Origin of the sequence: Solirubrobacter soli DSM 22325 (assembly GCF_000423665.1) — a bacterium.
In the GTDB taxonomy this organism is placed as follows: Bacteria; Actinomycetota; Thermoleophilia; order Solirubrobacterales; family Solirubrobacteraceae; genus Solirubrobacter; species Solirubrobacter soli.
In genome coordinates this window covers 699,711-726,100 of record NZ_KE384069.1, presented here as the reverse complement: position 1 = coordinate 726,100, position 26,390 = coordinate 699,711, and the positions used below count along the sequence as shown (strand labels likewise).

The window sequence follows — 26,390 nt, the reverse complement described above, 5'->3', positions numbered from 1 at the left end:
ATCGGCGACGCAACCGCGAGATGGCTCGCACTTGCCCGTGGCGCAATAGTGTCCGCGCGGCTTGGCGTCCACGACCTTGGCAAATTTGAGATGGTCGAGGCCATGCGATGGTGCAGGCCATCGTCTCGCGGTCGCGGGTCTCCTTGAGACCATGCGGCTTCCGGGCCGAGCTGGACCTCACATAGCGCCCGAGCCGCCCGTCTGCTCAGCCGGCGGGCCGATGAAGATGAACAGTCCGACGATGCCGGCCACACTGCCCATCCAGGTGACCGCGAACAGCGTCCCGCGCGCGATCTCCGCGAGCCCATCCGCGCCGTCGACGAGTCCACCGGCGAGCGCGGCGAGTGTCCCGAGCGCCGCCAGGGCCACGGTCCCGCCGCGGGCCTGACGTCCGACGTAGTCAGCCAGGACCGCCCCCATTGCGGCGGCGATCACCGATAGTCCGCCCGCCTGCGACGCAGCCACGGCGCCCACCTCGTCGTTGCCCTTGACCGGCTCGCCCGTCGCGCCCTTGATGCGCTGCTCGACGACCAACGCGACGAGCACACCGATGCCCACCTGAGCGGCGGACGAGAAGAAGTCGCCGAGCGGCTCGCCCTCAAGGGCGAGCACGTAGGCGACGACCGCACCGGCGGCGGCCACCAGGCCGCACGTGAGAGGCACCACGGCACGGAGCGCCAGGCGCGCACCGGCGACCAGCGTGAACAGAAAGCTCGCGGCGAGGTTGACGAGCAGGCCGGTGAGGATCGGCATCGCGAGCGAGAGTTTCTAGACACACGACCTGCGACCTGCACGCTCGGGAGAGGGTCATGTCGTCGTGACCGTGCTGCTCGGCGTCCACGGCGCCCGGGGGCGCGGTGGCGTGCAGCTACAAACCGCTTGGCGCGATCGGCATGTTCGTCTCGCGCTGCGCGGCGACATGAGCGACATCGACGCGCGCAAGCTCTACAGGCGCATGTGGGTCCTAGGCTCGTTGGATGACCTTCCGCGCGATTGGGCCCGACGAGTTCGAGTGGATCACCCGACCCCACCAACCCGGCGAGCCGGCTCGGCATGTCGCCGAGCTGAGCGACACCATCGGCTCGTCGCACGTGCGCGGCAACGTCTGGCGCTACGAGCCCGGGGCGAAGGGCAAGCGGCATCGGCACCCGATCCAGGAAGAGACGTTCGTGGTGCTCGCGGGCGAGTTGTCGATCTATCTCGGCGAGCCGCCAGAGCGCGTCGACGTGCCGGCCGGCGGCGTCGTCAACGTGCCGGCCGGGACCCCGCTGCAGAGCGCCAACCACGGCGACGTCGATCTGGTCGTCTACGCCTACGGCTACCCGCCCGAGGACACGACGGCCGAGCTCCTGGGTCCCGCGGTCTGATCAGCGAACGCCGACGCCCCGCGAGGCGTGTCGGGCGGGACGGGCGAGGCGCCTGAGCTCGGCCGCCTGCGCCGCGGTGATCGCTCCGCGCGCACGGGCGGTCGCGATCGCCTGCCTGATCAGGTGCACGCCCAGGTGCCTCTCGATGCCGTCGCGGATCGTGCGCTCCGGGGGTGACGATCGGGATCCCGTCATAGCGAGTGATGTCGTGCTCATCGAGATCGCGGTGGTGTAGCCGGTACGCGGCCGGGATAGCGCGCGTGATGCGAAGGTCCTTGCGCATGCTGACGTGGATCTTGGGCGGGTTGACGTCGCACAGCTCGAGCAGGTCGAGCGCCGTATCGTGGCTCAGCACCCCGCCTCCGCGGCCAGAGCGCCGCTTCCATGTAGTTGTCTAGGCTGGTCGAGGCGACCGCCGGCACGCGGTAGAGCCCGTACGCGACCCGCTCCAGCGTTCCGCGTTTTGCCATGGTGCGCAGGCGGTCCGCGATCACTCCCACGGCGGCGGCGTTCTCGGCCGTCACATAGCCGTACTGGTCGACGGCCACGTCCATCAGCGCGTTGTACGCCTTCCCCGGCACCGTGCACAAGATAGGACAATTTGACCGATCTTGTGCAGCTTGCTGGTTCAGCGGTGACTGCACAAGATCGGTCATTTTGACCGATCTTGTGCGTTCGTCAGCACCGCGTGTTCACGCGCCGTGGAGCTCGTCGAGCTCGGCGACGTCGATCAGATCGCGCGGACGGCCGAGCGCAAGCTTCATCGCGCGGAAGTCGTCGCGCGAGCAGCTCACCGCCTCCGTGTCGCCAAGTGGGAGCGCGATCGCCCGCTCACGGAGGTCTGCGTACGGGATCGCGTGGATGACGTGCACGTCGCCCCACGGCGTTCGGATGCCGTGGTCCGGGCGCGCGGCGCCGAGCGTGGCGAGCGCGGCGAGGTTCTCCCTGCTCGGCTCGGGGACGAGGTCGATGTCCGCGCTCGCGCGCACGACGCCGTGCGCGGCGCCGGCAAGGCCGCCGACGAGCACGTAGCCGACCCCGGCGCGGTCGAGCGCAGTGATGAGTACCGCGGGATCGAACGCCGGCTGGACGTCGACGACACCTCCGGCATGGGCGAACTGCAGCGCCGCGCCGCTCACCTCGATCGCGAGCATGAGCCGTTCTGAGGACGTCATTGCCCGGTGGCGCGCGATCGCGTCCGTGTCGTTCCACGTCTCGCCCCGTCGCGACGCGGGGTCAGCCGGACTCGAAGCGTCGGAGGTAGGCGCTGTGTCGGTCTGCGGCATCGTCCTCACCGGGCTGCGGGAGGAGCTTCACGTAGCGGTTGACCATCTGGAGGTCGGCGTGGCCCATGAACTCCATGAGCTCCTTGATCGTGTAGCCCGCCGCCATCAGGAGCGAGGCGTACGTGTGGCGGCACTCGTGGAGCGTGATGCGGTTGAGGCCGGCGGCGGTCCATGCGGCTTCCACGCGGGCGGCGATCTTGCCCGACATCACCGAGCGGTCGACGACCTTGCCCGAGGTCGGGCGGCCCTGGCGCTCCCAGGCTGCAACAAGCACGACTCGAAGGTTGTCGGCGATCGGTGGGCGGCGCTAAGTTCCGGCGTCGCTCTTGGAGCGTCTGACGAGGAGGCAGGTCGCGATGTGGTCGCCGTCGAGGACGTCGTCCCATTCGAGGCGGTAGATCTCCGATCGGCGCAGGCCCGCGTAGAACGCGATCGCGTAGGGGAGACGGTCCTCCGGCTCCAACGCAGCGAGAAGCGCGGCCGCCTCCGGTGCCAAGGCGACCCGCAGCCGCGGCTTCTCGTCGTTCGGCGGGAGCTCGACCAACCGGAGCGGGTTCCGCGGGACCAGACGGCGCGACGGCGCCGAGGCCCAGGCGTAGATGCCCGACGCAACCGAGACGTGCTTCGCGATCGTCGAGCGCGACAGACCGTCGCGGGCCAACGAATCGATCCAGCGCTGCCAGTCGATCTCGCTGATCTCCTCGGCGATGCGAGGACCGAATTCGGGCAGGAGCCGATAGCGCCAGGAGCGGCGCATGCCCTCGATCGTCGTGTCCGAGTACGCCTTGCCGCGTCCGCGTCGCCGGCCGATGTGGCCGCGCTCGACGCCGTCGAGCCACTGCTCGCCAATCGCCTCGAAGGTCGGACCGACCTTCGCGAGCTCGGCGAGGTGGTCAGCGCCCTTGCCCATCGCGGCGAGCCACGCAAACACCTCGCTGCGGTGCTTAGTGGATTTCAGCCAGATCGCCTTGCGAGCAACTGGGTCCCAGGCCCGCCCTCGCCACGACGGGTTGCAGCTGCAGCGCCCCGCCGTGTTCGAGTACGCCGGGCACGACTTGGAATGGGCGACGTAGATCGCCGGTGTTCGGGTCTTGCGCCAGTTCGCCATGACCCCTCTAGCGCCAGCCCGCGGAAACTGGCCCCAGGGGACATGCGGGGGACAGAACTGTCAGAAACGGAAGGGTTTGCTGCGGTCTGCTGGGGCGAGACCGGGGGCCGGGATTCTTGGCGAAAGCCCTGCTAGAGCCAAGAAAAGGGCCAACTACGAGGATGCCGGAGGAGGGACTCGAACCCCCGACACGCGGATTATGATTGTCATTCACGTCGGCGCTTGGCCGCGCTGCAAGGCCTCTAGGGGACACCAAAGGGGACACTCGCGCGGCTCGCGGAGGTATCGACCGATCCGTAGCAGCCCTAATGGGCCGTTCGTCGAAGCTCTGCGGGAACCGTGAACCCGCGCGCGGCGTTGGCGTCTCCTCCGGACCAGGTCCAACACCGCGTGACGGTAACGCGAACTTGCTCCTGAGTGATATCGACCGTCTGCTCGCGTGTGTAACCGTTGGGCGGCACAGGGACTTCCTGATCGACGAAGCGACGCGCCGCGTCTAGATCGAACTCTTCGACAAGGACATCAATCCCGGAGTTGCCCTGAGACGGCCACTCTAAGAGTCGTGCCGCGCCGCGCACGTCGAGGAGGTAGAAGCGATCCTCTGGGACCCTGGCGAGATCGAGCGCCGGCACATCGTCAACCACTCCGGCAAATCTCCGACGGTGTGCCGCAGGGATGAGAGAGTGGGGCGGCGACTGGCCGCGACCGAGCGGAAGCCCTAGCCGTTCTTTGAGTCTCCAAGCGAGCGGCAAAAGAAGGAGCGAAGGGCGCTGTCCGCTGGATCTCATGTCCGCGATCGCGTCTTGAACGACACCGGCCAGGTCTGCGGTCTCAACTTCCTGAAGCGACGGCCGAAGATCGCTGAGCAGGCCAACCAGTTGAGGTACCTCGACGGAAACGTCCCGCGCGATGCCACGAGCCATAAACTCCGTGGCGTTCGGGGGTGCAGTGCCGAGAAACGGTGATTTTGAGAGCCAGTATTGCTGCTGGCTCGGCGTCTCATCCTGGGGCGGAGTAGACAGTCGAACCAGCGCACCCTGCTGAGAGAAGACATCGCGAAGGACCCGCTTACCCGCAATGGACGCTTGGAGGTGTTCCTGGAACGTAGTGACTCGTTTCGGATCGATCCGTGCTTGGCGAAGTTCGGCCTTTTCTCGGTCGGCGGCCTGTGCGCGAGCCTCTGCAAGGAGTGCTCTGAGCGTTGAGACCCCGGCGAGCCACGTCTCGCGAGCCGACTCGACAGAGCCGACGACGAGCCAGTCCCACAATTCCGGTGTGCGGCTGAGCTCATCCAGGATCTCCTCGATGTCGCGCGGTTCACGAACCATCCATCGTTCAGGTTCAAGCGGTGCCTGATCGGTCGTCCCCGCGATAGCCGATCCCAGCGTAAGCGTGGCGACGAGAAGCTTGGACTCTGTTGGAACGACGAAACCCGAGCGCCCAGATCCCCCTTCTATGAACCACGTGGTCCACCCTCCACTGTCTCGTTGATCGCGGTCAATCGCGCTTTTGTACGCGGCGAGAAGCTGCCCAAGGCTTTCAAACCGTGACAGCAACGTTCGCAAGGCGACCGCCCAGGCCGTCTCAGCACGATCGCGCGTCTGCTCCGTCGCCAAGCGATGAACGCACCACATTGCGAGTCCGAGGCGGTACACGTCACGCTGCCGGAAAAGTGGCGAAAGCGCCTGTTGCTGCGGCGTCTGGAATTGCGGATCGTCGTAGATCCACTGGTCCTGAAACATTGCAGCCCACTCACGCTCAGTTTCCGTGAACCGCTCGATGTCGCCGGCGTCCAAGGAAAGCTTCAGGATGAGGTTGACCTGGGCGAACAGTGCACGGATCAGTCGGGTGGCGCGTTCCAGAGCAGGACCTGAGACAGCAAGATCGTCCTCTAACGCGAGCTCCGCGCTGAGCCGCGCGTCTAGAAGATACGAATGGCTCCGGTCGCGGAGGAGATCGAGAGCGTCATTCATCGCGACATGCGAATCCATAGGCCGTACATCCGGGGATACAGCGTGAGCATCTCGTCGGCTATCACCGGGGCTCCGAGCGTCAGCGCCCGGTCCGCAACGTGCTGCGGCCAGTAGGTGATCGTGTCGACGAGTTCCGTCGAATCCATTTTGACCGCCTCGTGCAGCTCATCAAGCAGAAAATCACCGATTCGCTGCATCGGACCGAACCCGAGGAAGCCGGGCTTCGCGACTGCTCCTTCAAACGACAGGCCGAGTCGTGCCGCCTCAACGGGAAGGGCGAGAATCACAAGCTCGTAGTGATCCGCGACGGAACGCCAGTCGTCCGTTTGGCGGGCCTGCACGGCGGCCAACGCCTGACGATGCAGACGCGACAGCTGCGAGACAAGGTGCGTCTCTCGACTATCAGGGTCGCGCCGCGTGATGCGTACGCTGCGACGCAAGCGCCGCAGTTCGGAGGACGTGAGGCTGAGGGACGTTGACACAACTTGGTCGCGAACGGCCACCTTCTCCCCGAGACCTACGCGCAGATTGATCGCCAGTGTGTCACCACGCGTTCGCCGCCGAGCGATGATTCTCGCGAGGGTCCCAAGTCGGACGTCGCGGATCCTTCCGGCCCTTCGGGCCTCGATGATGTGCGGATCTGGCGGGTACAAGGCACGCGATTTGGGAAATCCATCGCGCAACCTCGCCATCACGACCTCAGCTGCTTGGCCTTCTAGTTGTTCCCTCATCGCGATGGAAACGGTCTCACGAAGACGCCGTGCGCGCATGCCAGAAAGATTTGTAGGGTCGAGCGTTGCGACGATGCGCGTGACGACCCAAGGAACGGCAATTAGCGTTGCTGCTGAGAGGATGATGGCCCACGCCGCCGACCATCCCCGAGGAGCATCCTGTCCGACTCCGAACAGTACGAGGCCGGTGACGAGGAGCGAAACGGCTCCTAGCCGCACGACTGCTTGGAGTCCCGTGTCTGCAGCGAACTCACGCAGGGTCCCGCCGTAGCGGTTGTGCGCGGTGTTCGTGTAAGCCTCGAAAGCGAACGCGACCATCGCGACCGAGACGCCCAGAGCCGCGGCTACGACCTGCCACAGCGTCTGGAGGTACTCCTGGCTGCTCTCATCCTGAGACAGCGGACCAACCGCGATGCACAGGGGTAGAAAGACTATGGCTATGGCCACCCCGTAGAGCAGTACTCGCGCCTGGCGAAGGTGCCGGCGCGTCTCGTGTGTCGGAGCGAATCGTTGCCGAACCGGAAGTCCTGCAGCAAGGAACCGGTTTGCCGCGCGCCGAAGCGACATCCGAACGACTGCGGGCGCGGGGTCGAGTGCCAGCATCCGAAACTCGAGGACGAGGAGCGCGACGGCGCAAACAATCATGCCAACGGTCGTCCACCCTTCAAGGCTCCTCACGTCGGCTAGAAGGTTGAAGCGCACCTGCCGAAGATTACGTAGAGAAGCGGCGATTGATCAGCAGACATGTTGCGAGCAACCGCCATCGCGCTCGTTCCGACCCCGGGTCAGAACATCAAGCCGCAAGCACGCACACCCCTGCACTTCGTGCGAGCCTGGGTTTTCGGCGTTGCGGTTTCGTCCGGTCGGGGCGGTTGACTTGGCGGCGCGGCGGGTTGACTCGACCCCTTGCATGTCGCCTATGGCTGACCTATCCCGGTTCTGTCGCCCGCCGCGCCCCAGGACGGTCGGCGTGACCTGATAGGAGCCTGGCTTTGGGCCTTGACGAAGTGCTGTCCGCCGGCGGTCCGCGTTCTGCGAGCACCGATCAGGAGGGATGGCGTGATCGTCATCGGCGTCGACGCGCACAAGCGCACCCACACGGCCGCGGCGGTGGAGGAGGTCTCGGCCCGCTCGCTGGGTGATGTGGCCGCAGAGGCCGACGAGCGCGGCTTTCGGCGGCTGCTGAGCTTCGCGGTCGACCACGGCGCCGAACGCGTGTGGGCGATCGAGGACTGCCGGCATGTCTCCGGTGGGCTGGAACGCTTCCTGCTGGCGGCGGGCGAAACCGTGTTGCGGGTGCCGCCGAGCTTGATGGCCAACGCGCGCAAGGGCGCCCGCACGCGCGGCAAGAGCGATCCGATTGACGCGTTGGCAGTGGCGCGCGCGGCGATCCGTGAGCCCGACCTGCCGCGAGCATTTCTCGCGGGCCCGGAGCGTGAGATCGCGTTGTTGGTCAACTACAGATCACGCCTGGTGAGCGAGCGCACGCGCCACAGCAAGCGACTGCGTTGGCTGCTGCACGACCTCGATCCCGATCTTGAACCGGCATCGCGGACACTGAGCAATCTCGGCACCGTTCGGTCGCTTGAGCGGCGCCTGGCTCGGCGCGAGCGCACAGCGGCGGTCCGGATCGCTCGGGATCTGCTGGCGCAGATCCGCGGCCTGACGACTCGCATCGACGATCTCCGAGCCGAGCTGGCGCTGCTGGTCCGCCGACACGCTCCAACGCTGCTGGAGTTGACCGGCTGCGGCACGTTGGTCGCCGCCCGCATCGTCGCCGAGGTCGCCAACGTGCACCGCTTCCGCACCGAAGCGCAGCTCGCGCTCTACGCCGGCGTCGCGCCGCTGGACGCGTCCTCAGGCCGCCAGCAACGCCATCGCCTCAACCGCACCGGCAATCGCCAGCTCAACCACGCGCTGCACATCATCGCGGTCACCCAGGCGCGCATCTACGCGCCCGCTCGCGAGTACCTCGCTCGCCGCCGCAGCCAAGGCAAGACCATCAAAGAGGCCCTACGCGCCTTCAAACGCCTCCTCATCCGCCGCGTGTACCAGCTCCTTCGCGTCGATACCGATCGCCCTGACATCAACATCAAGGCCACGATCAACGCTCCTTGCTTGACATAGATGGCATGTGCCGGGCCGCGGGTCTGTCCTGGCGGACGTGTAGGGACCTCCTCAGCTCAAGCGCGGACCGGGGTCCGTGCAGGCGTTTGAGACCGTGGAGCGTGAGGAGGCCCCGTGTGACGATCGTAATGGGACTCGACCAACACCGAGCGCAGATCACCGCGGACTGGCTGGACACCGCGTCGGGCGAGGTCTCGCGCGCGCGGATCGCTCCGGCCGACCGCGTGGGGGTGCGGCGGTTCGCAGGGCGCTTTCACGGCCAGCAGCTCGAGGTCGCGTTGGAGGCGACAACGGGGTGGCGGTTCGTTGTCGAAGAGCTCCAAGCGACTGGCGCACGCGTGCATCTCGCCGAGCCGGCGGAGACCGCGGCGCGACGTGGAACCAAGAAGCGCGCCAAGAGCGATCGCGCCGACGCGCGGCACCTGCGCGAGTTGCTGATGGTCGGCCGGCTACCGGAGTCGTGGATCCCGCCCGCGCACCTGCTCGATCTCCGCGCCCGGGTGCGGCTGCGGCACACGCTCGTCGACGTGCGCCGCGAGTGGCAGCAGCGCATGCAGGCGGTGCTCTATCACCATGGCGTCCCATCGCGCAGCTGGCTGATGACCGAAGCGTCGCGCGAGTGGCTGGCGCAGCTCGAGCTGCCGACGACGGCGCGCGAGCAGATCACGATCGCGCTCGCGATGATCGACGCGCACGACACCCAACTCGCCCCGCTTGACCGGGAGCTGCGCGAGTACGCGCGCCGCCAAGCTGGCTGTCGGGCGCTGATGCGCCACTATGGCATCGGGCCGCTGACGTCGATCACGATCCTCGCCGAGCTCGGCGACACGCGCCGCTTCTCGTCCTCGCGCGAGGCCGTTCGCTACGCCGGCCTGGACATCACCGTCCACCAATCCGACGCCCGCCGCGCCCCAGGCCACCTCTCCCGCCAGGGACCGCCGGCGCTGCGCTGGGCACTCTTCGAGGCCGCGCAATGCGCGCGCCGGACCAGCTCACCCGACCACGACTACTACCAGCAAGCGGCCGAGCGCCTCGGCGGCAACCGCGCCTGCCTGGCCGTCGCACGCAAGCTCCTCAAGCGCAGCTACCACACGCTACGCGAACTCGGCGAGGAGGCCCTGCAGCCCGCATGACCCCCGGTCCGCGCGCGCAGCCCGCACTTACGCCGATGCACCGCGGCCGGCTCCCGGCATGCTCCTGCCGCCACCCCCGGGTGGACGGCCTTCATAGACCGAGCGGCCGCACCGCGTCACGGAACACCCCATCACCCATCATGTCGCCGACCCGAAGCCACCCGGGATCGCGGACCGAGATAAGGCTGGGCGTCCGCGCGCACCCGACCCGCACCGCCAACCTCGCCCACGCGCCGCCGCCACGAACGGGTTGACGCTGAAGACGAGCACAGATAAGGAGGAACCGGGGTGCCATGGCGCGTTGCACACGTAGCTCTGACGCTCAGCCATTTCTCAACAAGGCCAGATGCTGGCGCAGTTGGATCTCGGTCCGGGTGGCTCGCTCGTCAGTCCGGAGACGGGAGATTTCGGCTTGTGTGCGATCCAGCCACGTGCCCCCGTACGCGCCGGCCGTATCCAAACGGCGAACCAGGCCGTACAGCGCCCACTGCAACAGGCGGAGCCGATCGCTTCGCACCGCGCGTGGCGAGAACAGATCCGTCGCAAGGCGCTCCATCCACGGAGCGAAGATCTCGTCGTAGTCGCGACAGAAAGAGGCATAGCCGCGCACCCCTGGCGAACCAGCAGACGGATCGTGAAGCATCAGCTCGCCGATGCCGCGCTGTTCATCGGCCCACAGCATCGCCCGCCCCTCATCCACCTTGTCCGTCGCGAGGGCCCATGCGATGTCACCGAGGAAGCCAGCGACCAGGCGCGTTTCTGCATCGCTCTCGAAACGCATCAGCTGGACTTGGAGTCGTAGGTACTCCCGCCAGCCGAGATAGATACCGATCCGGGACAGCGTGCTGAGCCGGGCGTCCTGGGCGCGATCGCCGCCGCCGACGTAGCCGAGGAACCCTCGGTTACGAATGTTGTCGATGCGATCGCCAAGGAGCCAAGCGGCATCGAGCAGCGGTCCGCGATATCGGTCTAGGACGACCGCGGCCTCAGATTGGCGATCCGCGTCCTTAAGCTCCCGGTCGCGCAGCGCCTTGCGATCGGTTACGGCGAGCTGGGTTCTCCAAGAGATCCCGGCACTCGCCAGGGCGACCGCCCCAGCGATGATCGCAACAGCGAGCCCGGTGTCCATCGTTTGACCCTAATCGGTACAGCCGTTGACTGCGAAGTCGATGATGGCACCGGGAGGCGGACGGCGTATCGCTAGTCAAGGAGAGCGCCAAGGCGCCACGTTCGCTCGAAATATTGCCCGCGGCGGTCTCTCGGCGGCTTGGCAAGTAGTGCTCTCTATCGGAAAGCTTGCGGCCGGGCAGGCCAAGTACTACCTCGACCAGGCAGAGGCGCGGGTCGACGTCGTGCAGAGTGTCGGGGGCGGCGTCGAGGACTACTACCTCGGCCCGCATGAGGCGCGTGGACGTTGGATCGGGTCGGCGGGACACGAACTCGGGCTTCGCGACAACGTCGGAGCTGACGCGCTACGGCGAGTGCTCGCCGGGTCGCACCCTGAGGACGGCCGTGAGTTGCGGAGCTCGTCGAGTCGTGCGAGCGTCGCCGGATTCGATCTCACGTTCTCGGCGCCGAAGAGCGTCAGCGTGCTTTTTGGGGTCGGCGACCCCAGTCTCAGTGAGCGCGTACGCACCGCCCATGACATCGCGGTGCTGCAAGCAGTCGGGTATCTGGACAGACACGCGGCGGCCGTACGACGCGGACATGGCGGTGTCATCGTCGAGGAGGCACCCGGGCTGATCGCTGCGGCGTTTCGCCACCGAACGTCACGGGCCGGCGATCCACAGCTGCATACGCACGTGCTTGTAGCGAACCTCGGCCGAGGACTCGATGGTCGGTGGTCGGCGCTTGATGGTCGGCGGCTGTACGGACACGCGCGGACGGCGAGCTTCGTCTACCAGGCTGCTCTCCGCGGTGAGCTAACACGAACGCTCGGCGTCGAGTGGAGCCCGGTGCGGAAGGGGATCGCCGAGGTCGTTGGTGTGCCGCGTGCGGTGATGAAGGCGTTCAGTCGGCGCCGGGCTGAGATTGATGCCGCGATGGAAGAGCGCGGAAAGACTGGGGCTCGTGCTGCGGAGGCCGCCGCATTGGCGACCCGGGCTGTCAAGTCGAAGGTCGACGCCGGCGAGCTCGTTGCCGAGTGGAGGGCGCGAGCCGCGGAGCTTGGGTTCGGTGAACGCGAGATCGCGCTGCTCGTCGCGCGTGTCCGTGGCGGTGATGTCGACGAGTCGCGCTGGGCGAAGGCGCTCGACGAGCTGGCGCGGTCGACTGGCATCACGAGTCGATCGGCGACGTTCTCGGGCGACGACGTCATCCAGGCGCTTTGCGAGGCATTGCCGGCCGGGAGTCGGGTAGAGGCCAGCGAGCTCGAGCACGCCGCGAAGTGCTTTCTGAAGACGCGGGCCGTGGCGATCGTGCCCGATGACGACATGCGCGACCCGCGTGAAGTGTTTCGGCGGCGCGATGGACGCGTGATGCCAATCGCAGTCGAGCGGATGCGCTACTCCACACCCGAGCAGCTCGCGCTCGAGCAGCGGTTCATCGATCGCGTGGCGTCCCGTCGCGGCGGTGACGTCGGCGTGGCCGACGATCGCGACGTCGAGCGGGCGATCGCGTCGAGGCCGACGTTGTCCGATGAACAGCGGCTGATGGTTGAGACTCTGTGCTTCGGCGGCGATGGTGTCGCCGTCGTCGCTGGGAAGGCCGGCGCGGGCAAGACGTTCGCGCTTGGGGCTGCGCGAGAGGCCTGGCAGGCCGCGGGTTATCCGGTCCTTGGCGTTGCGACAGCTCGGCGTGCCGCGAACGAGCTGCAGACCGGCGCGGGGATAGAGAGCACGAGCGTCGCGGCGTTGCTCGCCGATCTCCGTCGCGGAGGTGGGGCGGGTTTGCCTCGCCGATGCGTACTTGTCGTCGATGAGGCCGGGATGGTCCCGACTCGGGAGCTCGCGGAGCTCGTCGACCAGGTCGAACATGTTGAGGGCAAGGTCGTTTTGATCGGTGACCATCGGCAGCTGCCGGAAATCGGTGCCGGCGGTGCGTTCCGCGGGCTCGTGCAGCGAGGGCTAGCGATCGAGTTGACCGAGAACGTGCGGCAGGTCAACCGCTGGGAGCGAGTGGCACTGGATCACCTCCGGGAGGGTCGGGCCGACGAAGCTCTGGAGCTGTATGTCCAACATCAGCGCGTCGTCGTCGAGCCGACGGGCGATGACGCTCGTGGACGCCTCGTCTCGGATTGGCTCGCTATCGGTGACAGCGACCGAAGCGTGATGATCGCTCGTCTGCGGGCCGATGTCGCCGATCTGAACGAACGCGCGCGGGCAGAGCTTCGTGCCCGTGGCGCGGTCAATGTGCCCGAGGTCGAGCTGGCCGGCGGCTCGTTCGGGGTTGGGGACCGGGTTGTGGTGAAACGGAACGACTTGCGGCTCGGTGTCAGCAATGGGCAGCGTGGTCTCGTCGTCGAGGCCGATCCGGAAGTGGTCGCGCTCGTTGTGGAGGTCGACGGGCGTCGGGTGCGGCTCGACCGGGAGTTCCTAACGGGAACTACGAGGGACGGCGACCCGACGCTGCTGCACGGCTATGCCATCACCGGGCACGTCGCGCAGGGGCTCACGGTGGATCACTCGCTCGTGATGGCGAGTGGCGGGATCGGGAACGAGTGGGCGTACGTGGCGCTCAGCCGCGGACGCGAGTCGAATCGGCTCTACGTCGCCGAGCGCGAAGACGACGGACGTGCCGAGTTCGCGCCTATCGACCAGGCGAGTGCCGGTGCCATGGGGCGTCTCAGGCGCTCGCTGGAGGCGAGCCAAGCGCAGATATTGGCGATCGACTCCGGCACACCTGCCTCGCGCGAGGGCGAGCACGAACTCGCCGCGGCGACGCGTGAGCGGCGTGCGCTCGAGGAACGCGGCCGCCTCTGGCTGCCCGGGCGCCGTCGGCGCCTGGAGGCAGCTCGTTCGCGCGAGTCGGCGGCCGCGAGGGTGGTCGTGGACGCACGGCGGGCCCGTGCCGAGCAGGCGCACGGCGCGCGGCCGTTCGAGGTCGAGCGCGAAGACACGGTGAAGCGCTGCTACGAGGCCATGGCTGAGCGAGCGACGCAGCGAGTACTTGGACGACAACGTGAACGGGAGCTCTGATCACATGCCGAAGAAGATGCCGCAGCGACCCATCGAGCCGGTGCGCCGGTACGCATACACGCGCGAGGAATCGGCGCTCTCGATCGGCATGAGCCTGAGCCACTTCGAGCGGTTCGTGCAGGCCGAGATCAAGTTGATTCCGTCCGGGCAGCTGATCCTGGTTCCGCCGATCGAGCTCGAGCGGTGGGCACAGCGAAACGCGCGGTACCTCGTCGAGCCTGTTCGGCCTCGGCTGGTTGGGTGATCTCCCGAGCCGACTCGGCTATCGCCACCGACGAACCGCGAGAGAGGGTGACCCGTGCGTCACAGTACGAGTGTGGGTTCCACCGACATCGAGCCCGACCCCGAGATGCTCGCGCTCGCCGGGGATCAGGTCGAGCTGGACCCCGTGGACCGACTCAGATCGCTGCTCGACCACCGCGGGCCTGCCTGCCGACAAGCGTTGGAGACCATCGCTGATCTCCGGGTGAACTGCGTGCTTGTCGGACCGGTCGCGGCAGCATTGCGGGGTGGGCCCCAGCGACCCGGTAACGGCCGCGTCGACGTACTGGTCACGCCGGAGGACGCCGAAGCCGCGTTCAAGCGCCTTCTGGACTCCGGCGCATGGCCGGATGGCGTTGAGGCGTCTCCGAACGATCAACCGCGCCGCGAGCGCTGGCGGGTGGGCGATGGTGTTCTCACCCTCCGCGTCGCCGCAGAGGCCGACGCGCTGCGCGCTCGTGCGCGGCCTGTGCCGCTGGAAGGCGATGAATCCCGCGCGCTTCACGTGCCACTTGTCGAGGATCTCCTGGCGCTGGCTGAGCACTCGCCGTGGAGCGAGGATCGCGTGTACCTCTTGGGTCTGCGCGCGGTGCTCGCCAGCCATCGAGATTCGTCTCGCACCGCCCGGCAGACTTCAGCGTCGTCGATGCTTACCCACCTCGCGGAGCCCGAGCCGCCTAGGCTCGTTGTATGACCTTCCGCGCCATTCGGCCCGACGAGTTCGAGTGGATCACGCGCCCCCACCAACCCGGTGAGCCGGCCCGGCACGTCGCCGAGCTGAGCGACGCGATCGGCTCTTCGCACGTGCGCGGGAACGTCTGGCGCTACGAGCCTGGAGCGAAGGGCAAGCGGCATCGGCACCCGATCCAGGAGGAGACGTTCGTCGTGCTCGCCGGCGAGCTGTCGATCTACCTCGGCGAGCCGCCTGAGCGCGTGGACGTGCCGACCGGTGGGGTCGTGAACGTGCCGGCCGGGACGCCGCTGCAGAGCGCGAACCACGGCGATGTCGACCTCGTCGTCTACGCCTACGGCTATCCGCCGGAGGACGCGACGGCGGAGTTGCTCGACCCCGCGGTCTGATCCGCTCGTGTGGACGGCTCTAGGTTGATCCGTCGGCCGCGTCGATCGCGTCGATCAGCGCCTGGACGGCGGCGGCTGCGTCGTTGACGTTCGACGGTTCGAAGTCGAGGTCGGCGGCCAGTCCCGCGTATCGGTCGGGCCAGTCCTCGAAGATCGTCACCGTCGGCGGCCACGCGTGCTTCGCGCGGAGCGAGAAGATCTCGACGCATGCGTCTCGGACGCTCGCCATGTCGTCGATCCGGCCTTGGAGCATGAGCACGTCGACGAGATCGCGGACGCGGTCGTTCTGCCGGCCGGTGGCGAAGATCTGCGTGCACGCATGGAGCTTCTGGGCGATCTGGTAGCGGACCGCGACGCAGGCGACCTCCTCAGGCCCCGGCAACCCAAATGCGCCCAGCGGGATTCCCGGCACGTGGTCGAGTTCCTGGCCCGAGTCGCCCTCGGTCGGAGCCACCTCCAATATGACCGTCGCCCACCGGCGTCCGCGGTAGCTGAGCTTCAAGTCGAGTTGGATGGCGCCCGTGTTGCCGATCGGCTTGATCTCGGTGCGGCTGAGCGTGAAGTCGCCGTATGGCTCGGTGAGTGCCTCGTCCAGCCGCGCGACCATGTCCCCGCCGGGCTCACGGTAGGCGGCGTCGTAGTCCGTGGTCGCGCGGGCGTCGAGCCCGAAGCGCAACTCCATTGACACCCCGCCTTTGAGCGCGAAGACGGGGTCGTCCTCGTCGCGGATGCGGTCGAGCACGGCGGCGACGGTCATGAACGAGATCCAACGGCGCACGCGCTGCGGCGCGACGCCCGTCGCGTCGGCGTGCTCGCCCACCCAGCGCTGTAGTACGTGGACGTTGTGGGGCGGCTTGCCGCGGTCGGCGGGCACGTGTCGCTTCTACGCGGCCCGGTCGCCGAGGCGAGCGAGGCGCTTGAGCTCCGCCTCTTGGGCCTTCGTGATCGCTCCGCGTGCGCGGGCGGTCGTGATCGCCTGCCTGATGAGATGCGCGCCGAGGTGCCGCTCGATGCCGTCGCGGATCGCGCGCTCCGGGGTGACGATCGGGATCCCGTCGTAGCGAGTGATGTCGCGTTCGTCGAGATCGCGGTGGTGGAGCCGGTACGCGGCCGGGATGGCGCGCGTGATCCGTAGGTCCTTGCGCACGGTGACGTGAATCTTGGGCGGATTGACGTCGCAGAGTTCGAGCAGGTCGAGTGCCGTGTCGTGGCTCAGCACCCCGCCACCGCGAGGCCACAGAGTCGCTTCCATGTAGTTGTCGAGTCCGGTCGAGACGACCGCCGGCACGCGATAGAGCCCGTACGCGACCCGTTCCAGAGTTCCGCGCTCAGCCATCTTGCGCAGGCGGTCCGTGACCACGCCAACCGCAGCAGCATCGGCGGCCGTGACGAACCCGTACTGGTCCACGGCCACGTCCATCAGCGCGTTGTAGGCCTTGCCCGGCATGCTGCACAGAATAGGACATTTTGACCGATCTTGTGCGAGTGCCAGTCGCGGGTGCGCGAACACAAGATCGGTCATTTTGACCGATCTTCTGTGGTCGCATGTAGCTCGTCAAGCTCGGCGACGTCGATCAGGTCACGCGGACGGCCGCGAGAGACCTTCATCGAGCGGAAGTCAGTCAGCGAGCAGATCATGGCATCCGTGTCGCCGAATGAGACGACGAGAGCGTTCTCGCGGAGCTGGAGGAACGACAGATCGTCATGGACGTGGACGTCTCCCCATCGAGTTCGGATCATTTGATCCGCGCGGATGCCGAGAGACGAGAGAGCGGCGAGGGACGTGGGGCCCGGCTGCACGACGAGGTCGATGTCCGCGCTCGCTCGGACGACGCCGTGCGCGGCCCCAGCCAGGCCACCGATGATCACGTAACCGACGCCAGCCGAGTCGAGCGCTGCGAAGAGAGCGGCCGGCTCGAAGGTCGACGGCACGTCGACGACTCCGCCGGCGCGAGCGAACATCAGCGCGGCGCGGCTGACCTCGATCGCGAGCGTGAGCCGCTGCGAAGGGGTCATGGCTCGATGGGACGCGATCGCCTCTGTGTCGTTCCAGGTCTCGCCTCGTCGCGAGGGGAGGTCAGGCGGATTCGGAGCGTCGGAGGTAGTCATTCAGTCTGTCGGCTGCGTCGTCCTCGCCTGGCTGCGGGAGGAGCTTCACGTAGCGGTTGACCATCTGCAGGTCAGCGTGGCCCATGAACTCCATCAACTCCTTGATGGTGTAGCCCGCCGCCATCAGGAGCGAGGCGTAGGTGTGGCGGCACTCGTGGAGCGTGATCCGGTTCAAACCCGCGCGGTCCCAGGCCTTCTCGGCCTGCCTCGCGATCTTGCCCGACATGACCGAGCGGTCGACAACCTTCCCTTCATGTGGCTTGCCCTGGCGGTCCCACGCTTCGAGAAGGATGGTCCGGAGGTTGTCCGCGATCGGTGGGCGCCGGCCCGTGCCGGCCTCGCTTTTGGAGCGGCGGACGGTGATCCGCGTGGCGATGCGGTCGCCGTCGAGGACGTCGGGCCATTCGAGGCGGGAGATCTCGCCTCGGCGGAGGCCCGCGTAGAACGCGATCGCGTACGGGAGACGGTCGATTGGCTCGAGAGCGGCGAGGAGCGCCGCAGCCTCGGGCGCGAGCGCGACTCGGAGACGCAGCTTCTCGTCGTTGGGCGGGAGCTCGACGAGGCGCAATGGATTGCGCGGGACCAGGCGGCGGGACGGCGCGGCGGCCCACGCGTAGATGTCGGACGCCACTGAGATGTGCTTCGCGATCGTGGAGCGCGCGAGCCCGCGGCGGGCGAGGACGTCGATCCAGGCTTGCCAGTCGAGCTCGGTAATCTCCGAGGCGTATCGCGGGCCGAACTCCGGGAGGACGTGGTACTTCAACGACCGGCTCATCGCGAGGATCGTCGTCTCGGCGTACGGCTTGCCGCGACCACGCCGGCGACCGATCCGGCCTCGCTCTACGCCATCGAGCCATTGGTCGGCGAGCTCCAAGAAGAGTGGGCCTCGGGCGGCGACCTCACGGAGATGCTCGGCGCCGACCTTGGCGGTGGCGAGCCAGCTGAGGACCTCAGCTCGACTCTTGACGACCGGCTTCTGCCATTCGGGCTTGCCCGTGACCGGATGCCGGCGGCGGCCACGGTACGACGGGTTGCAGCGGCAGCGGCCCCGAGGTTCGGCGTTGGCGGGGCAGTCCGAGGCGTGCGACACGTACACGCTCGGGGTTCGGGTCTTGCGCCAGTTGGCCATGATCGGCTTAGCGCTCAGCCCGCAAAGTCGGCCCCTCTGGGGGACACGCCCAGGGGACACAGGGGACACAAACGAGGGGTTTCGCTGGGGTCCGTCGAGGTTGGAGCCGCGAACGAGAACCGCGAGAAAGTCCTGCAATAGAGCCGAAAACGGCGAGAAACGGTGATGCCGGAGGAGGGACTCGAACCCCCGACACGCGGATTATGATTCCGCTGCTCTAACCGACTGAGCTACTCCGGCGGGGAGGCGCGCAGTCTAGCGAGGCCGTGGACCCGGTAGCTTGCGGGGCGTGCCGATGGTGGTGTTGACCGGGGCGACGCGCGGGATTGGGCAGGCCGCGGCCGTTGCGCTCGCCGAGCGGGGGGCGGATCTGGCGTTGGTCGGACGCGACCCCGCCCGTGTGCAAGAGGTCGTCGACGAGGCCCGGCGCGCCGCAACAACCGAAGCCACGATCAACGGTCACACCGCCGACCTCGCGCAGATGGGCGAGGTGCGCAAGCTGGCGGACGAGCTGAAGGCCGAGTACCCGCGGATCGACGTGCTGGCCAACAACGCCGGAGCGAAGTTCGATTCCAAGCACCTCACCAACGACGGGTATGAGCAGACGTTCGCGCTCAACCACCTCGCGCCGTTCCTGCTCACCAACCTGTTGATCGAACGACTCGCGAGCGGCCGGGTGGTGACGACGTCCTCCGACGCCCACGGGCGAGCGGACCTGGACCTCGACGACCTCATGTTCGAGCACACGCGGTTCCGGCCGTGGAGGGCGTACGGGAACAGCAAGCTGTGCAACATCCTCTTCACCCGCGAGTTGCAGCGACGGCATCCGGAGCTCACGGCGAACTGCTTCCATCCCGGCGTCATCCGCACGGGGTTCGGGAAGAACGACGGGGCGCTGTCGCGGATCTCGATCACGATCGCGGGACCGTTCTTCGGCTCGCCGGAGAAGGGGGCGGCGCCGCTCGTGCACCTCGCGCTCGACCCGATCGATGCCAGAGGCCAGTACTTCGAGAAGCTCGAGCCGGCGAAGCCGAGCGCGCAAGCACAGGACGACGCGCTCGCGAGCGCGCTGTGGGAGCGATCCGTCGCACTGACGGAATGACGACCGAGCTGCTCTACCTCCAGGACGCGTATCTGCGCAGCTTCGAGGCGATCGTCGTCGCCGCAGACGACAACGCGATCGCGCTCGACAGGACCGCCTTCTACCCCGGCGGTGGCGGCCAGCCACCGGACCAGGGCGTCATCGGCGACGCCCGCGTCACCGACGTCTTCAAGGACCAAACCGGCCGCGTGTGGCATGTCGTGGACGCGCCGCCCCCTCCCCCACTCACCCGCATCACCGGGACGCTCGACTGGGAGCGCCGACACCTGCTGATGCGCACCCACATGGCGCTCCACCTGGTCAACGCGGTCGCGTGGATCGACTATCAGGCGCGGGTCACCGGGGCGCACATGGAACCGGGCAAAGGCCGCGTCGACCTCCAGCTCGCGTCGATGTCGCAAGCCTTGGGCGAGCACATCGAGCAGCGGGTCAACGAGTACGTCGAGCGCGACCTGCCGATCACGACCATCTTCCTTCCCCGCGCGGAGGCCGACGCGGACCCGGCGGTCTATCGGGGACGCGCGATCCCGCCCGAGGAAGACCCGGTCCGGACCGTCCGGATCCATGAACTCGACCGCCAGGCCTGCAGCGGCACCCACGTCGCGACGACCAAGGAGATCGGTCGCATCAAGGTCACGAAGACGAAGTCGAAGGGCCGCGCGAACAAGCGCATCGAGATCGCTCTCTCCGCTACCTGATCACTGGGGGGTTGTGTATCGAGAACGTCCGTGGCGGACGCTCGTGCTACGCACCCCCCTGGCCGACGGGCGGATCTAGCGTTCGTCGTCCTTGACGGCGTAGAGGGTGATCTCGGTGTCCTCACTGACGCACGTGCCGGCCTTGGGCCGCTGGCGCACCGTGGTCCACGACGTTGGGAACGTTGATGCAGCCGGACCCCCTGCTCTCCCCCACGTCCTCCGTGGGTGCTTCATCGCTCACGTCGGCGGCGCCTGCGTGGTCGTTGCGCGCGTCGTCGGCGGCGGCCTGCGCGTCCGCGGCCTTCTGCTCTGTCGCCCTTCAACTGTGTAGTGTCGCGCCATGCTCGCCGCCGCCTTCCTTGTCGCGCTCAGCCTCGCGAACGCGGGGCCTGCGACCAAGACGCTCACCAGTGCCGACAACGGCAAGACGATCACGATCGCCAAGAGCCAAGAGCTCCGCGTCGACCTCAAGGAATGTGGATCGTGCGGGTTCAGTTGGCGGACGACCGCCAAGCCGGATCCCAAGGTCCTGACGACGCGTCCGGCGATCACGAAGAACCCCGACTGCCCGACGCCGAAGCCAGGCGACCCGACGTGTGTGGGCGGCGGGTACACACGGGTCTTCCGCTACGCCGGCAAGGCCGACGGCCAGACCAAGCTCCGGCTCGAGTACTTCGGGCCTGGGAAGAAGAAGTCGTCCAAGACGTTCCGGGTCACGATCCGCGTGCGCTGACCGGGTGCGAGCACCCGGACGGAACACCGGCACGCACGGGTGACCGCCACCGCGCCGGGATTAGGCTCCAACGCATGAGCCAGCCCTCTGAGCAGTCCACGGGCATGGAACCGGCCGGGCGGTTCGGCGGCGGCGCGACGCCACAACAGCCCACCCCACCGCACAAGCGCCCGTACGGGTGGATCGCGGCGTGCCTGGTCATGCTCCTCGTCGCCGCGGGATTCGCGATCTGGGCGGTCGGGCTGAACTCCGACCTGAGCGACCAGAAGGACCAGACCGCGCAGGCGCAGCAGCAGGCGAAGGAAGCCAACGACGCCGCGAGCGACCTTTCCAACCAGCTCGACCAGATCACGCAGGACGTCAACAACGCCAGCGATCAGCTCCAACAGGCCGGGCAGGACGCCCAGAGCAACGCCCAGGCGGCGATCGACGGGTTGAAGGGCAAGCTCGCCTCGGCGAAGGATCAGGTGAAGCAGCGCCTCGAGAAGCTCAAGAACGCGGGGGCGCAGCCCACACCGGCACCATGACCCCTCCCGCATACGCTTCGGCGTGTGCGGGTGCTGATCACGGGGATGTCGGGCACGGGCAAGAGCACGCTGGTCGCGGAGCTGCGGCGGCGCGGCTACGCGGCGTATGACGCGGACGATCACGGGTTCAGCGAGCCTCGCGGGAACGGGCGCTGGGGGTGGCGGGCCGCGGCGGTCGCCGCCCTGCTCGAGACCGGACCGGAGCTGCTGTTCTTCGCCGGCTGCTCCGAGGAGCAGGCGACACTCCCGTTCGATTACCGGGTGCTGCTGACGACGCCGACCGACGCACTGGTCGCGCGGCTCGACACGCGCACGCAGAACACGTACGGGCGCACCGATCCGGAGCTCACGCAGGTCCTCGCGGACCTCGACGAGATCGAGCCGCTCCTGCGCCGCTCGGCGGACCTGGTCGTCGCGACGAGCGTGCCGGTTCAACGCGTCGCCGATCAGGTCCTCGAGGCGGTCGCGCGCATGGCGTGACGGATCGTCGCCGCCACCCGCTCCGGGTCGTCGATCATCGGCACATGCCCGCACCCGGGAAGCTCGACCCACGACGCCCTCGGGAGCCGCGAACGAGCAACCGCGCCGTTGGACGTCAACGGTGTGATCCGGTCCTCGCGTGACCACGCGAGCGTGATCGGGCAGGGCAGCGGGTCGAGCGGTTGCAGCTCGTCCGGCGTCGTCAACACATCCTCGGCGATCGTGCACGACAACAGATCGCGCCCGCCCTCGCGCGCCTCCGACGCGCTCAGCCGATCGCCGCGCACGGCGACATCGCGCAACGCGAGCCGCCGGACCGCCGCGAAGTGCATCAGCGGTAGCGACTGACCGAGCCGCGTCAACGTAATCAGCCGGCGGATGCGGGCGACGCCCACGGTCTGCCCTTCGGTCCCGGCGGTCCAACAGCCGGCGGGTGAGAACGCGCAGACCGACCGCGCCCGCCCGCGGCGGGCCAGCTCGATCGCCACCCACCCGCCCAGCGAGTTACCCACGATGTGCGCGCGCTCCACGCCGAGGTCGTCGAGCCTCGCCTCGACGTCGTCGACCACGTCGGACACCCGGACCGGAGCGCGAGCAGGAACTCGCCCGCCGCGGTGGCCGAGCAACGTCGGCGCCACGGTCGGGTACTCCAAGACGCGCCGCACGGGCGCCCAGACGCGCGCCGACATGCCGAGTCCGTGCAGCAGCACCAGCGGTTCGTTCTCGTTCATCACGCCTGGACGGAGCGGCTGCGGCGAACGTGACATGGCACCCGACATTTGGCCAGAGAACCCCAGCGATCAGAGGGGTTCGGATACGGTGAGCGTCCGTTGAAAGCCCCATGGACGCAGGGATGTTCGCTGATTCGAGTCGCGCCGGAAAAGCGTGTGACCGGGCGGACGCGAATCACCGCCATCGTCGTCGCGATGGCGTGTCTGTCTCCGGCGACCGCCGGTGCGCAGCAGCGGGTCGAGCCGGTCGCCGGACTGACCGATCCGCCGGACGCGGTCGTCGCGGGTCCCGACTCCGCGATGTGGGTGTCGGTCGAAGCGAATCCGGGTCGCATCCTCCGGATCACGCCGGCGGGTGAGGTGACCCAGCAGGGCGTCGGCGGGATCGGCGGGTTCCCGGTCAACCGGCACCCGTCGCACATCGTCAGCCACGGCGGCGCGCTCTGGTTCGTCACGTCGGGCGGACCGCAGTCGTTCGCGCGGCTCAACGTCTTCAGCCCGTTCGCGGGCTTCTCGCTCACGTACGGCCGGCCGACGGCGCTCGCGAGCGGGCCGGACGGGGCGCTGTGGATGACGGTGGACGCCGGACCACTCCAGCCGGACGCGATCACGCGCTTCACGCCCGACCCGCGCAACGAGATGACGCGCACCCTGCAGGGCCAGACCGAGCCGCGCCAGCTCACCGCGGGACCGGACGGCGCGCTGTGGTTCATGGAGGCGGACCGGCTCGGCCGCATCACCCCGTCGGGCATGTTGAGCTACCGCACGATCGGCGGCGCCGCGCTCACCGCGCTGGCGTCCGACTCGACGGACCTCTGGTACGCCCAGGGCAGCGCGGTCCGCCGGCTCGACGGTCCCACCACACACGAGATCGGGTCACCGACCTCGGCGCTCGCGGTCGGTCCCGACGGCGCGATGTGGGCGGGAATCCAGGGTGGCGTCGTGCGGATCGTCGCCGGAGAGGACCCGACGACCGTGCCGCTCGCCCCGGCCGCCCGCGCGATCGCGCTCGCCGCCGGCCCCGACGGGCGCTTGTGGGCGGCGCTGGATCGCGACCCGTACCTGGTCAAGATCACGGTCCCGCCCGCGGTCGGCGACATCGCGCAGGACGACGGCGCCGTCTCCGCCCGCATCAAGCCCAACGGCCTCACGACGACGGTCAAGGCCGAGCTGCGCCGCCCCGACGGCAGCTGGTTCGAGGTCGCACGCACGCAGATCGATGCCACCGCCACCATCCGGCTGCCGCTCCCCGATCTTGCTCCAGGGGAGCACGTCGCGCGGGTCACGGCGACCAACACCGCGGGGAGCACGTCCTCGCGCCCGCTGACGATCGTCGTGTCCGAGCCGGAGCCGACCGCGACCGCCACACCGGTCGCCACCGTGAGCCCCACGCCCACCCCGACCGTGACCCCCACGTCCACGCCCGGGCCCGTCGAGGGCAAGAGCGTCGAGGTCGCGGTCGTGAGCGGTGAGGTCAGCTACCGCGTCCCGCCGGAGACCACCTACACCGCGATCACAGGCTCCGTGACGCTCCCGCTCGGCGTCCTGCTCGACACCACCGACGGCAAGGTCCGTGTGGCATCGCAGGTGGACGGAAAGGCGCAGACCGCGACCTTCAACGGGGGCAAGTTCACGGTCGCCCAGACGTCCACCGGCATGACCGAGATGGCGCTCGCCGGCCCGCTGCAGTGCACCGCATCCGAACGGGCGACCACTTCGGCCAAGCCCAAAAAGAAGAAGAAGCGCTCGCTCTGGGGCAAGGACAGCGGCGGCTCCTTCCGCACCCGCGGCAACGGCAGCGTCGCGACGGTCCGCGGCACCGAGTGGCGGACCGAGGACACCTGCGCCGGCACCACGATCTACGTGCGTCAGGGCGCCGTGTCGGTGTGGCCTCGCCGCGGCGGGCGCTCGACGCTCCTTCACGCCGGTCAACGACTGTTCTCACCGCGTCCGTAGATGGTTCGGCTGGCCAAGGTCACCGCCGCGCTGGTCGCGCTGATCGTCCTCGTCGCCGCTTTGACGCCGGCGCTGAAGCGGGCGGAGCTGACGACGCTCGACGCGCGCTTCGGGATCCGCGGCACGCAACCCGTGTCCGGGGTGGCGGTCGTGGGGATCGACGAGCGCTCGTTCTCGGAGCTCGACGAGCAGTGGCCGTTCCCGCGCACGCTGCACGCGCGGATGGTCGACCGGCTGCGCCAGGCGGGCGTGCGCCGGATCGTCTACGACGTCCAGTTCACCGAGCCATCCGAGAACCAGGACGACGATCTCGCGCTCTACGACGCCGTCGACCGGGCCAAGGACGTGATCCTGGCGACCGGCGAGGTCGATGACAACGGCCACACCCGCGTCCTCGGCGGCGACGAGAACCTGGCCGACGCCGGCGCCCGGGCGGCGGCCAGCACGTTCCCGACGGACCCGGGCGGCTCGATCCGCCGCTATGCCCGCGAGGACACCCACCTCGCGACCATCGCGGCGCTCTTCGGCAAGCCGATGGAGCCCGACACCGCGCTGATCGACTTCCGCGGCCCGACCGGCACGATCCCGACATACTCCTTCGCGGACGTCCTGAACAAACGGGTCGACGACGCGAAGCTGCGCAACCAGATCGTCGTCGTGGGCGCGACGGCGCCGGCGCTGCAGGACGTCCACCCCACCTCCGCGCCCGGCGAGCGCCAGATGCCCGGGGCCGAGATCCAGGCGAACGCGATCTGGACCGCCCTGCACGGCAACCCGCTGAAGGAGATCCCCGACTGGGTGGCGTTCCTGATCGCCGTCACGCTCGGCCTCGTCGCGCCGCTCAGCGTCCAGGCGTTCGGCCCGGTCCGCGGCAGCGTCGTCGCCGTGCTGGCGGGCGCGGTGTACGCGGTCGGCGCGCAGCTCGCGTTCGACAGCGACGTCGTCGTGACGGTCGCGGTGCCACTCGTCACGCTCGCGTTCGCGCTCGCCACCTCGCTGCTCGCCCGAGCGGTGTCGGAACGCTCCGCCCGCGCGCGCGTCACCCGCTACAGCGCGGAGCTGGAAGCGGCGGTCCACGCCCGCACGAAGGACCTCGCCGAGACGCAGCTCGAAGTGGTGGTGCGGCTGGCGCGCGCCGCCGAGCTGCACGACGACGACACCGGCGAGCACATCGACCGCATGAGCCGCATGTGCGGCGAGGTCGCGCTCGAGCTCGGTCTCCCCTCCACCCGCGCCGAGATCATCCGCTACGCGGCGGTCCTGCACGACGTCGGCAAGATCGGCGTGCCCGATGACATCCTGCGCAAGCCCGGCAGCCTCACCGCGAACGAGATGAAGACCATGCGCCGGCACGTCGTCGAGGGCGCGCTGCTGCTCGAAGGCTCCCCGTCACCGGTGCTCCAGGTGGCCGAGACGATCGTCGACACCCACCACGAGCGCTGGGACGGCACCGGCTACCCGCACGGCCTGGCCGGCGAGCAGATCCCGCTCGAAGGCCGGATCGCGGCCGTGTGCGACGTCTTCGACGCCCTCACCCACGAGCGTCCCTACAAGCCGGCGTGGAGCGTCGAGCGCGCGTGCGCGGAGATCGAGCGGCTGCGCGGTACGCACTTCGACCCCGCGGTCGCCGACGCGCTGCTGACCGTCATCCGCCGCCGCACCGGCGCCGGCGCCGACGCGGTCCCCGCCTCGCGGTGATCCACGTGACACGACAGCACGCAAT

Annotated in this window: 27 protein-coding genes and 1 tRNA gene; 14 read left to right on the top strand and 14 right to left on the bottom strand. The window is 68.5% G+C overall.

What is annotated here, in order from left to right:
- Positions 1-177: 177 nt before the first annotated feature.
- Positions 178-753, bottom strand: a complete 576-nt coding sequence (locus G569_RS0132850) for a hypothetical protein (protein WP_028066559.1) — start codon at positions 751-753, stop codon at positions 178-180.
- Between the two features lie 224 nt (positions 754-977).
- On the opposite strand from G569_RS0132850, the gene G569_RS53545 reads away from it, so the two are divergent.
- Positions 978-1,367 (top strand): cupin domain-containing protein, encoded by a 390-nt coding sequence (locus G569_RS53545; RefSeq protein ID WP_037500486.1) that lies wholly within the window; start codon positions 978-980, stop codon positions 1,365-1,367.
- A gap of 212 nt (positions 1,368-1,579) precedes the next feature.
- Here the strand turns inward: G569_RS53545 and G569_RS66545 are convergent, their stop codons facing one another.
- From G569_RS66545 to G569_RS0132810, 6 genes are all read right to left on the bottom strand, one after another.
- Entirely contained in the window at positions 1,580-1,921 is a 342-nt protein-coding gene (locus G569_RS66545; RefSeq protein WP_371683495.1) for a type IV toxin-antitoxin system AbiEi family antitoxin domain-containing protein, read from the bottom strand.
- Between the two features lie 138 nt (positions 1,922-2,059).
- Positions 2,060-2,521, bottom strand: a complete 462-nt coding sequence (locus tag G569_RS0132835) for a hypothetical protein (RefSeq protein WP_037500483.1) — start codon at positions 2,519-2,521, stop codon at positions 2,060-2,062.
- An 82-nt stretch (positions 2,522-2,603) separates the two neighbouring features.
- Positions 2,604-2,927, bottom strand: a complete 324-nt coding sequence (locus G569_RS0132830; RefSeq protein ID WP_028066556.1) for a tyrosine-type recombinase/integrase — start codon at positions 2,925-2,927, stop codon at positions 2,604-2,606.
- Between the two features lie 33 nt (positions 2,928-2,960).
- Positions 2,961-3,761: a tyrosine-type recombinase/integrase gene (locus G569_RS0132825; protein WP_157592476.1), complete on the bottom strand. Its 801-nt coding sequence runs from the start codon at positions 3,759-3,761 to the stop codon at positions 2,961-2,963.
- Between the two features lie 305 nt (positions 3,762-4,066).
- On the bottom strand, positions 4,067-5,752 hold the full coding sequence (locus G569_RS0132815; RefSeq protein ID WP_028066554.1) for a hypothetical protein: 1,686 nt from the start codon (positions 5,750-5,752) through the stop codon (positions 4,067-4,069).
- Positions 5,731-7,167, bottom strand: a complete 1,437-nt coding sequence (locus G569_RS0132810) for a hypothetical protein (protein ID WP_028066553.1) — start codon at positions 7,165-7,167, stop codon at positions 5,731-5,733. The genes G569_RS0132815 and G569_RS0132810 overlap by 22 nt, the downstream gene beginning before the upstream one ends.
- Before the next feature lie 357 nt (positions 7,168-7,524).
- On the opposite strand from G569_RS0132810, the gene G569_RS0132805 reads away from it, so the two are divergent.
- Together G569_RS0132805 and G569_RS0132800 are read left to right on the top strand one after the other, a co-directional pair.
- Positions 7,525-8,592, top strand: a complete 1,068-nt coding sequence (locus G569_RS0132805; RefSeq protein WP_028066552.1) for an IS110 family RNA-guided transposase — start codon at positions 7,525-7,527, stop codon at positions 8,590-8,592.
- Between the two features lie 116 nt (positions 8,593-8,708).
- Positions 8,709-9,725, top strand: coding sequence for an IS110 family RNA-guided transposase (locus G569_RS0132800; protein WP_028066551.1), 1,017 nt, complete (start codon positions 8,709-8,711; stop codon positions 9,723-9,725).
- Between the two features lie 322 nt (positions 9,726-10,047).
- Here the strand turns inward: G569_RS0132800 and G569_RS0132795 are convergent, their stop codons facing one another.
- The gene (locus tag G569_RS0132795) at positions 10,048-10,854 is read right to left on the bottom strand and encodes a hypothetical protein (protein WP_028066550.1); all 807 of its coding nucleotides are present in this window, start codon (positions 10,852-10,854) and stop codon (positions 10,048-10,050) included.
- Positions 10,855-11,002: 148 nt separating this feature from the next.
- Here G569_RS0132795 and mobF point away from each other — a divergent pair, with 148 nt between their 5' ends.
- From mobF to G569_RS0132770, 4 genes are all read left to right on the top strand, one after another.
- Positions 11,003-13,861, top strand: coding sequence for a MobF family relaxase (gene mobF / locus G569_RS0132790; protein WP_028066549.1), 2,859 nt, complete (start codon positions 11,003-11,005; stop codon positions 13,859-13,861).
- A gap of 4 nt (positions 13,862-13,865) precedes the next feature.
- A complete protein-coding gene (locus G569_RS53540) occupies positions 13,866-14,105 on the top strand; it encodes a hypothetical protein (protein ID WP_037500475.1) in 240 nt (79 codons plus the stop codon).
- Between the two features lie 72 nt (positions 14,106-14,177).
- Entirely contained in the window at positions 14,178-14,816 is a 639-nt protein-coding gene (locus tag G569_RS63235) for a hypothetical protein (RefSeq protein WP_157592474.1), read from the top strand.
- On the top strand, positions 14,813-15,202 hold the full coding sequence (locus G569_RS0132770) for a cupin domain-containing protein (protein WP_028066547.1): 390 nt from the start codon (positions 14,813-14,815) through the stop codon (positions 15,200-15,202). The genes G569_RS63235 and G569_RS0132770 overlap by 4 nt, the downstream gene beginning before the upstream one ends.
- Positions 15,203-15,221: 19 nt before the next feature.
- Here G569_RS0132770 and G569_RS0132765 read toward each other — a convergent pair whose 3' ends face one another.
- The 5 genes from G569_RS0132765 to G569_RS0132745 all read right to left on the bottom strand — a co-directional run bounded on the left by G569_RS0132765 (position 15,222) and on the right by G569_RS0132745 (position 18,680).
- A complete protein-coding gene (locus tag G569_RS0132765) occupies positions 15,222-16,076 on the bottom strand; it encodes a nucleotidyl transferase AbiEii/AbiGii toxin family protein (RefSeq protein WP_028066546.1) in 855 nt (284 codons plus the stop codon).
- A 9-nt stretch (positions 16,077-16,085) separates the two neighbouring features.
- The gene (locus G569_RS0132760) at positions 16,086-16,649 is read right to left on the bottom strand and encodes a type IV toxin-antitoxin system AbiEi family antitoxin domain-containing protein (RefSeq protein ID WP_037500472.1); all 564 of its coding nucleotides are present in this window, start codon (positions 16,647-16,649) and stop codon (positions 16,086-16,088) included.
- 71 nt (positions 16,650-16,720) lie between these two features.
- A complete protein-coding gene (locus tag G569_RS0132755; protein ID WP_028066544.1) occupies positions 16,721-17,218 on the bottom strand; it encodes a hypothetical protein in 498 nt (165 codons plus the stop codon).
- Between the two features lie 61 nt (positions 17,219-17,279).
- Positions 17,280-18,440 (bottom strand): tyrosine-type recombinase/integrase, encoded by a 1,161-nt coding sequence (locus G569_RS0132750; protein ID WP_028066543.1) that lies wholly within the window; start codon positions 18,438-18,440, stop codon positions 17,280-17,282.
- Between the two features lie 166 nt (positions 18,441-18,606).
- A tRNA-Met gene (locus G569_RS0132745) sits at positions 18,607-18,680 on the bottom strand.
- Between the two features lie 55 nt (positions 18,681-18,735).
- On the opposite strand from G569_RS0132745, the gene G569_RS0132740 reads away from it, so the two are divergent.
- The 5 genes from G569_RS0132740 (at position 18,736) to G569_RS0132715 (ending at position 21,980) form a co-directional block, all read left to right on the top strand.
- Positions 18,736-19,542: an SDR family oxidoreductase gene (locus G569_RS0132740; RefSeq protein WP_053227324.1), complete on the top strand. Its 807-nt coding sequence runs from the start codon at positions 18,736-18,738 to the stop codon at positions 19,540-19,542.
- Positions 19,539-20,240, top strand: a complete 702-nt coding sequence (locus G569_RS0132735; RefSeq protein ID WP_028066541.1) for an alanyl-tRNA editing protein — start codon at positions 19,539-19,541, stop codon at positions 20,238-20,240. Before G569_RS0132740 ends, G569_RS0132735 begins: the two co-directional genes overlap by 4 nt.
- 340 nt (positions 20,241-20,580) lie before the next feature.
- The gene (locus G569_RS0132725) at positions 20,581-20,973 is read left to right on the top strand and encodes a protease inhibitor I42 family protein (protein WP_028066540.1); all 393 of its coding nucleotides are present in this window, start codon (positions 20,581-20,583) and stop codon (positions 20,971-20,973) included.
- A 74-nt stretch (positions 20,974-21,047) separates the two neighbouring features.
- A complete protein-coding gene (locus tag G569_RS0132720; RefSeq protein ID WP_157592472.1) occupies positions 21,048-21,500 on the top strand; it encodes a hypothetical protein in 453 nt (150 codons plus the stop codon).
- Between the two features lie 24 nt (positions 21,501-21,524).
- Positions 21,525-21,980: an ATP-binding protein gene (locus tag G569_RS0132715; protein ID WP_053227323.1), complete on the top strand. Its 456-nt coding sequence runs from the start codon at positions 21,525-21,527 to the stop codon at positions 21,978-21,980.
- Here the strand turns inward: G569_RS0132715 and G569_RS0132710 are convergent.
- Positions 21,947-22,711, bottom strand: a complete 765-nt coding sequence (locus tag G569_RS0132710; protein ID WP_037500469.1) for an alpha/beta fold hydrolase — start codon at positions 22,709-22,711, stop codon at positions 21,947-21,949. The genes G569_RS0132715 and G569_RS0132710 overlap by 34 nt on opposite strands.
- A gap of 195 nt (positions 22,712-22,906) precedes the next feature.
- Here G569_RS0132710 and G569_RS0132705 point away from each other — a divergent pair, with 195 nt between their 5' ends.
- Both G569_RS0132705 and G569_RS59480 read left to right on the top strand, forming a co-directional pair.
- Entirely contained in the window at positions 22,907-24,667 is a 1,761-nt protein-coding gene (locus G569_RS0132705; RefSeq protein WP_157592471.1) for a Vgb family protein, read from the top strand.
- Positions 24,668-26,365, top strand: a complete 1,698-nt coding sequence (locus tag G569_RS59480; RefSeq protein ID WP_053227322.1) for a CHASE2 domain-containing protein — start codon at positions 24,668-24,670, stop codon at positions 26,363-26,365.
- Positions 26,366-26,390: the final 25 nt, after the last annotated feature.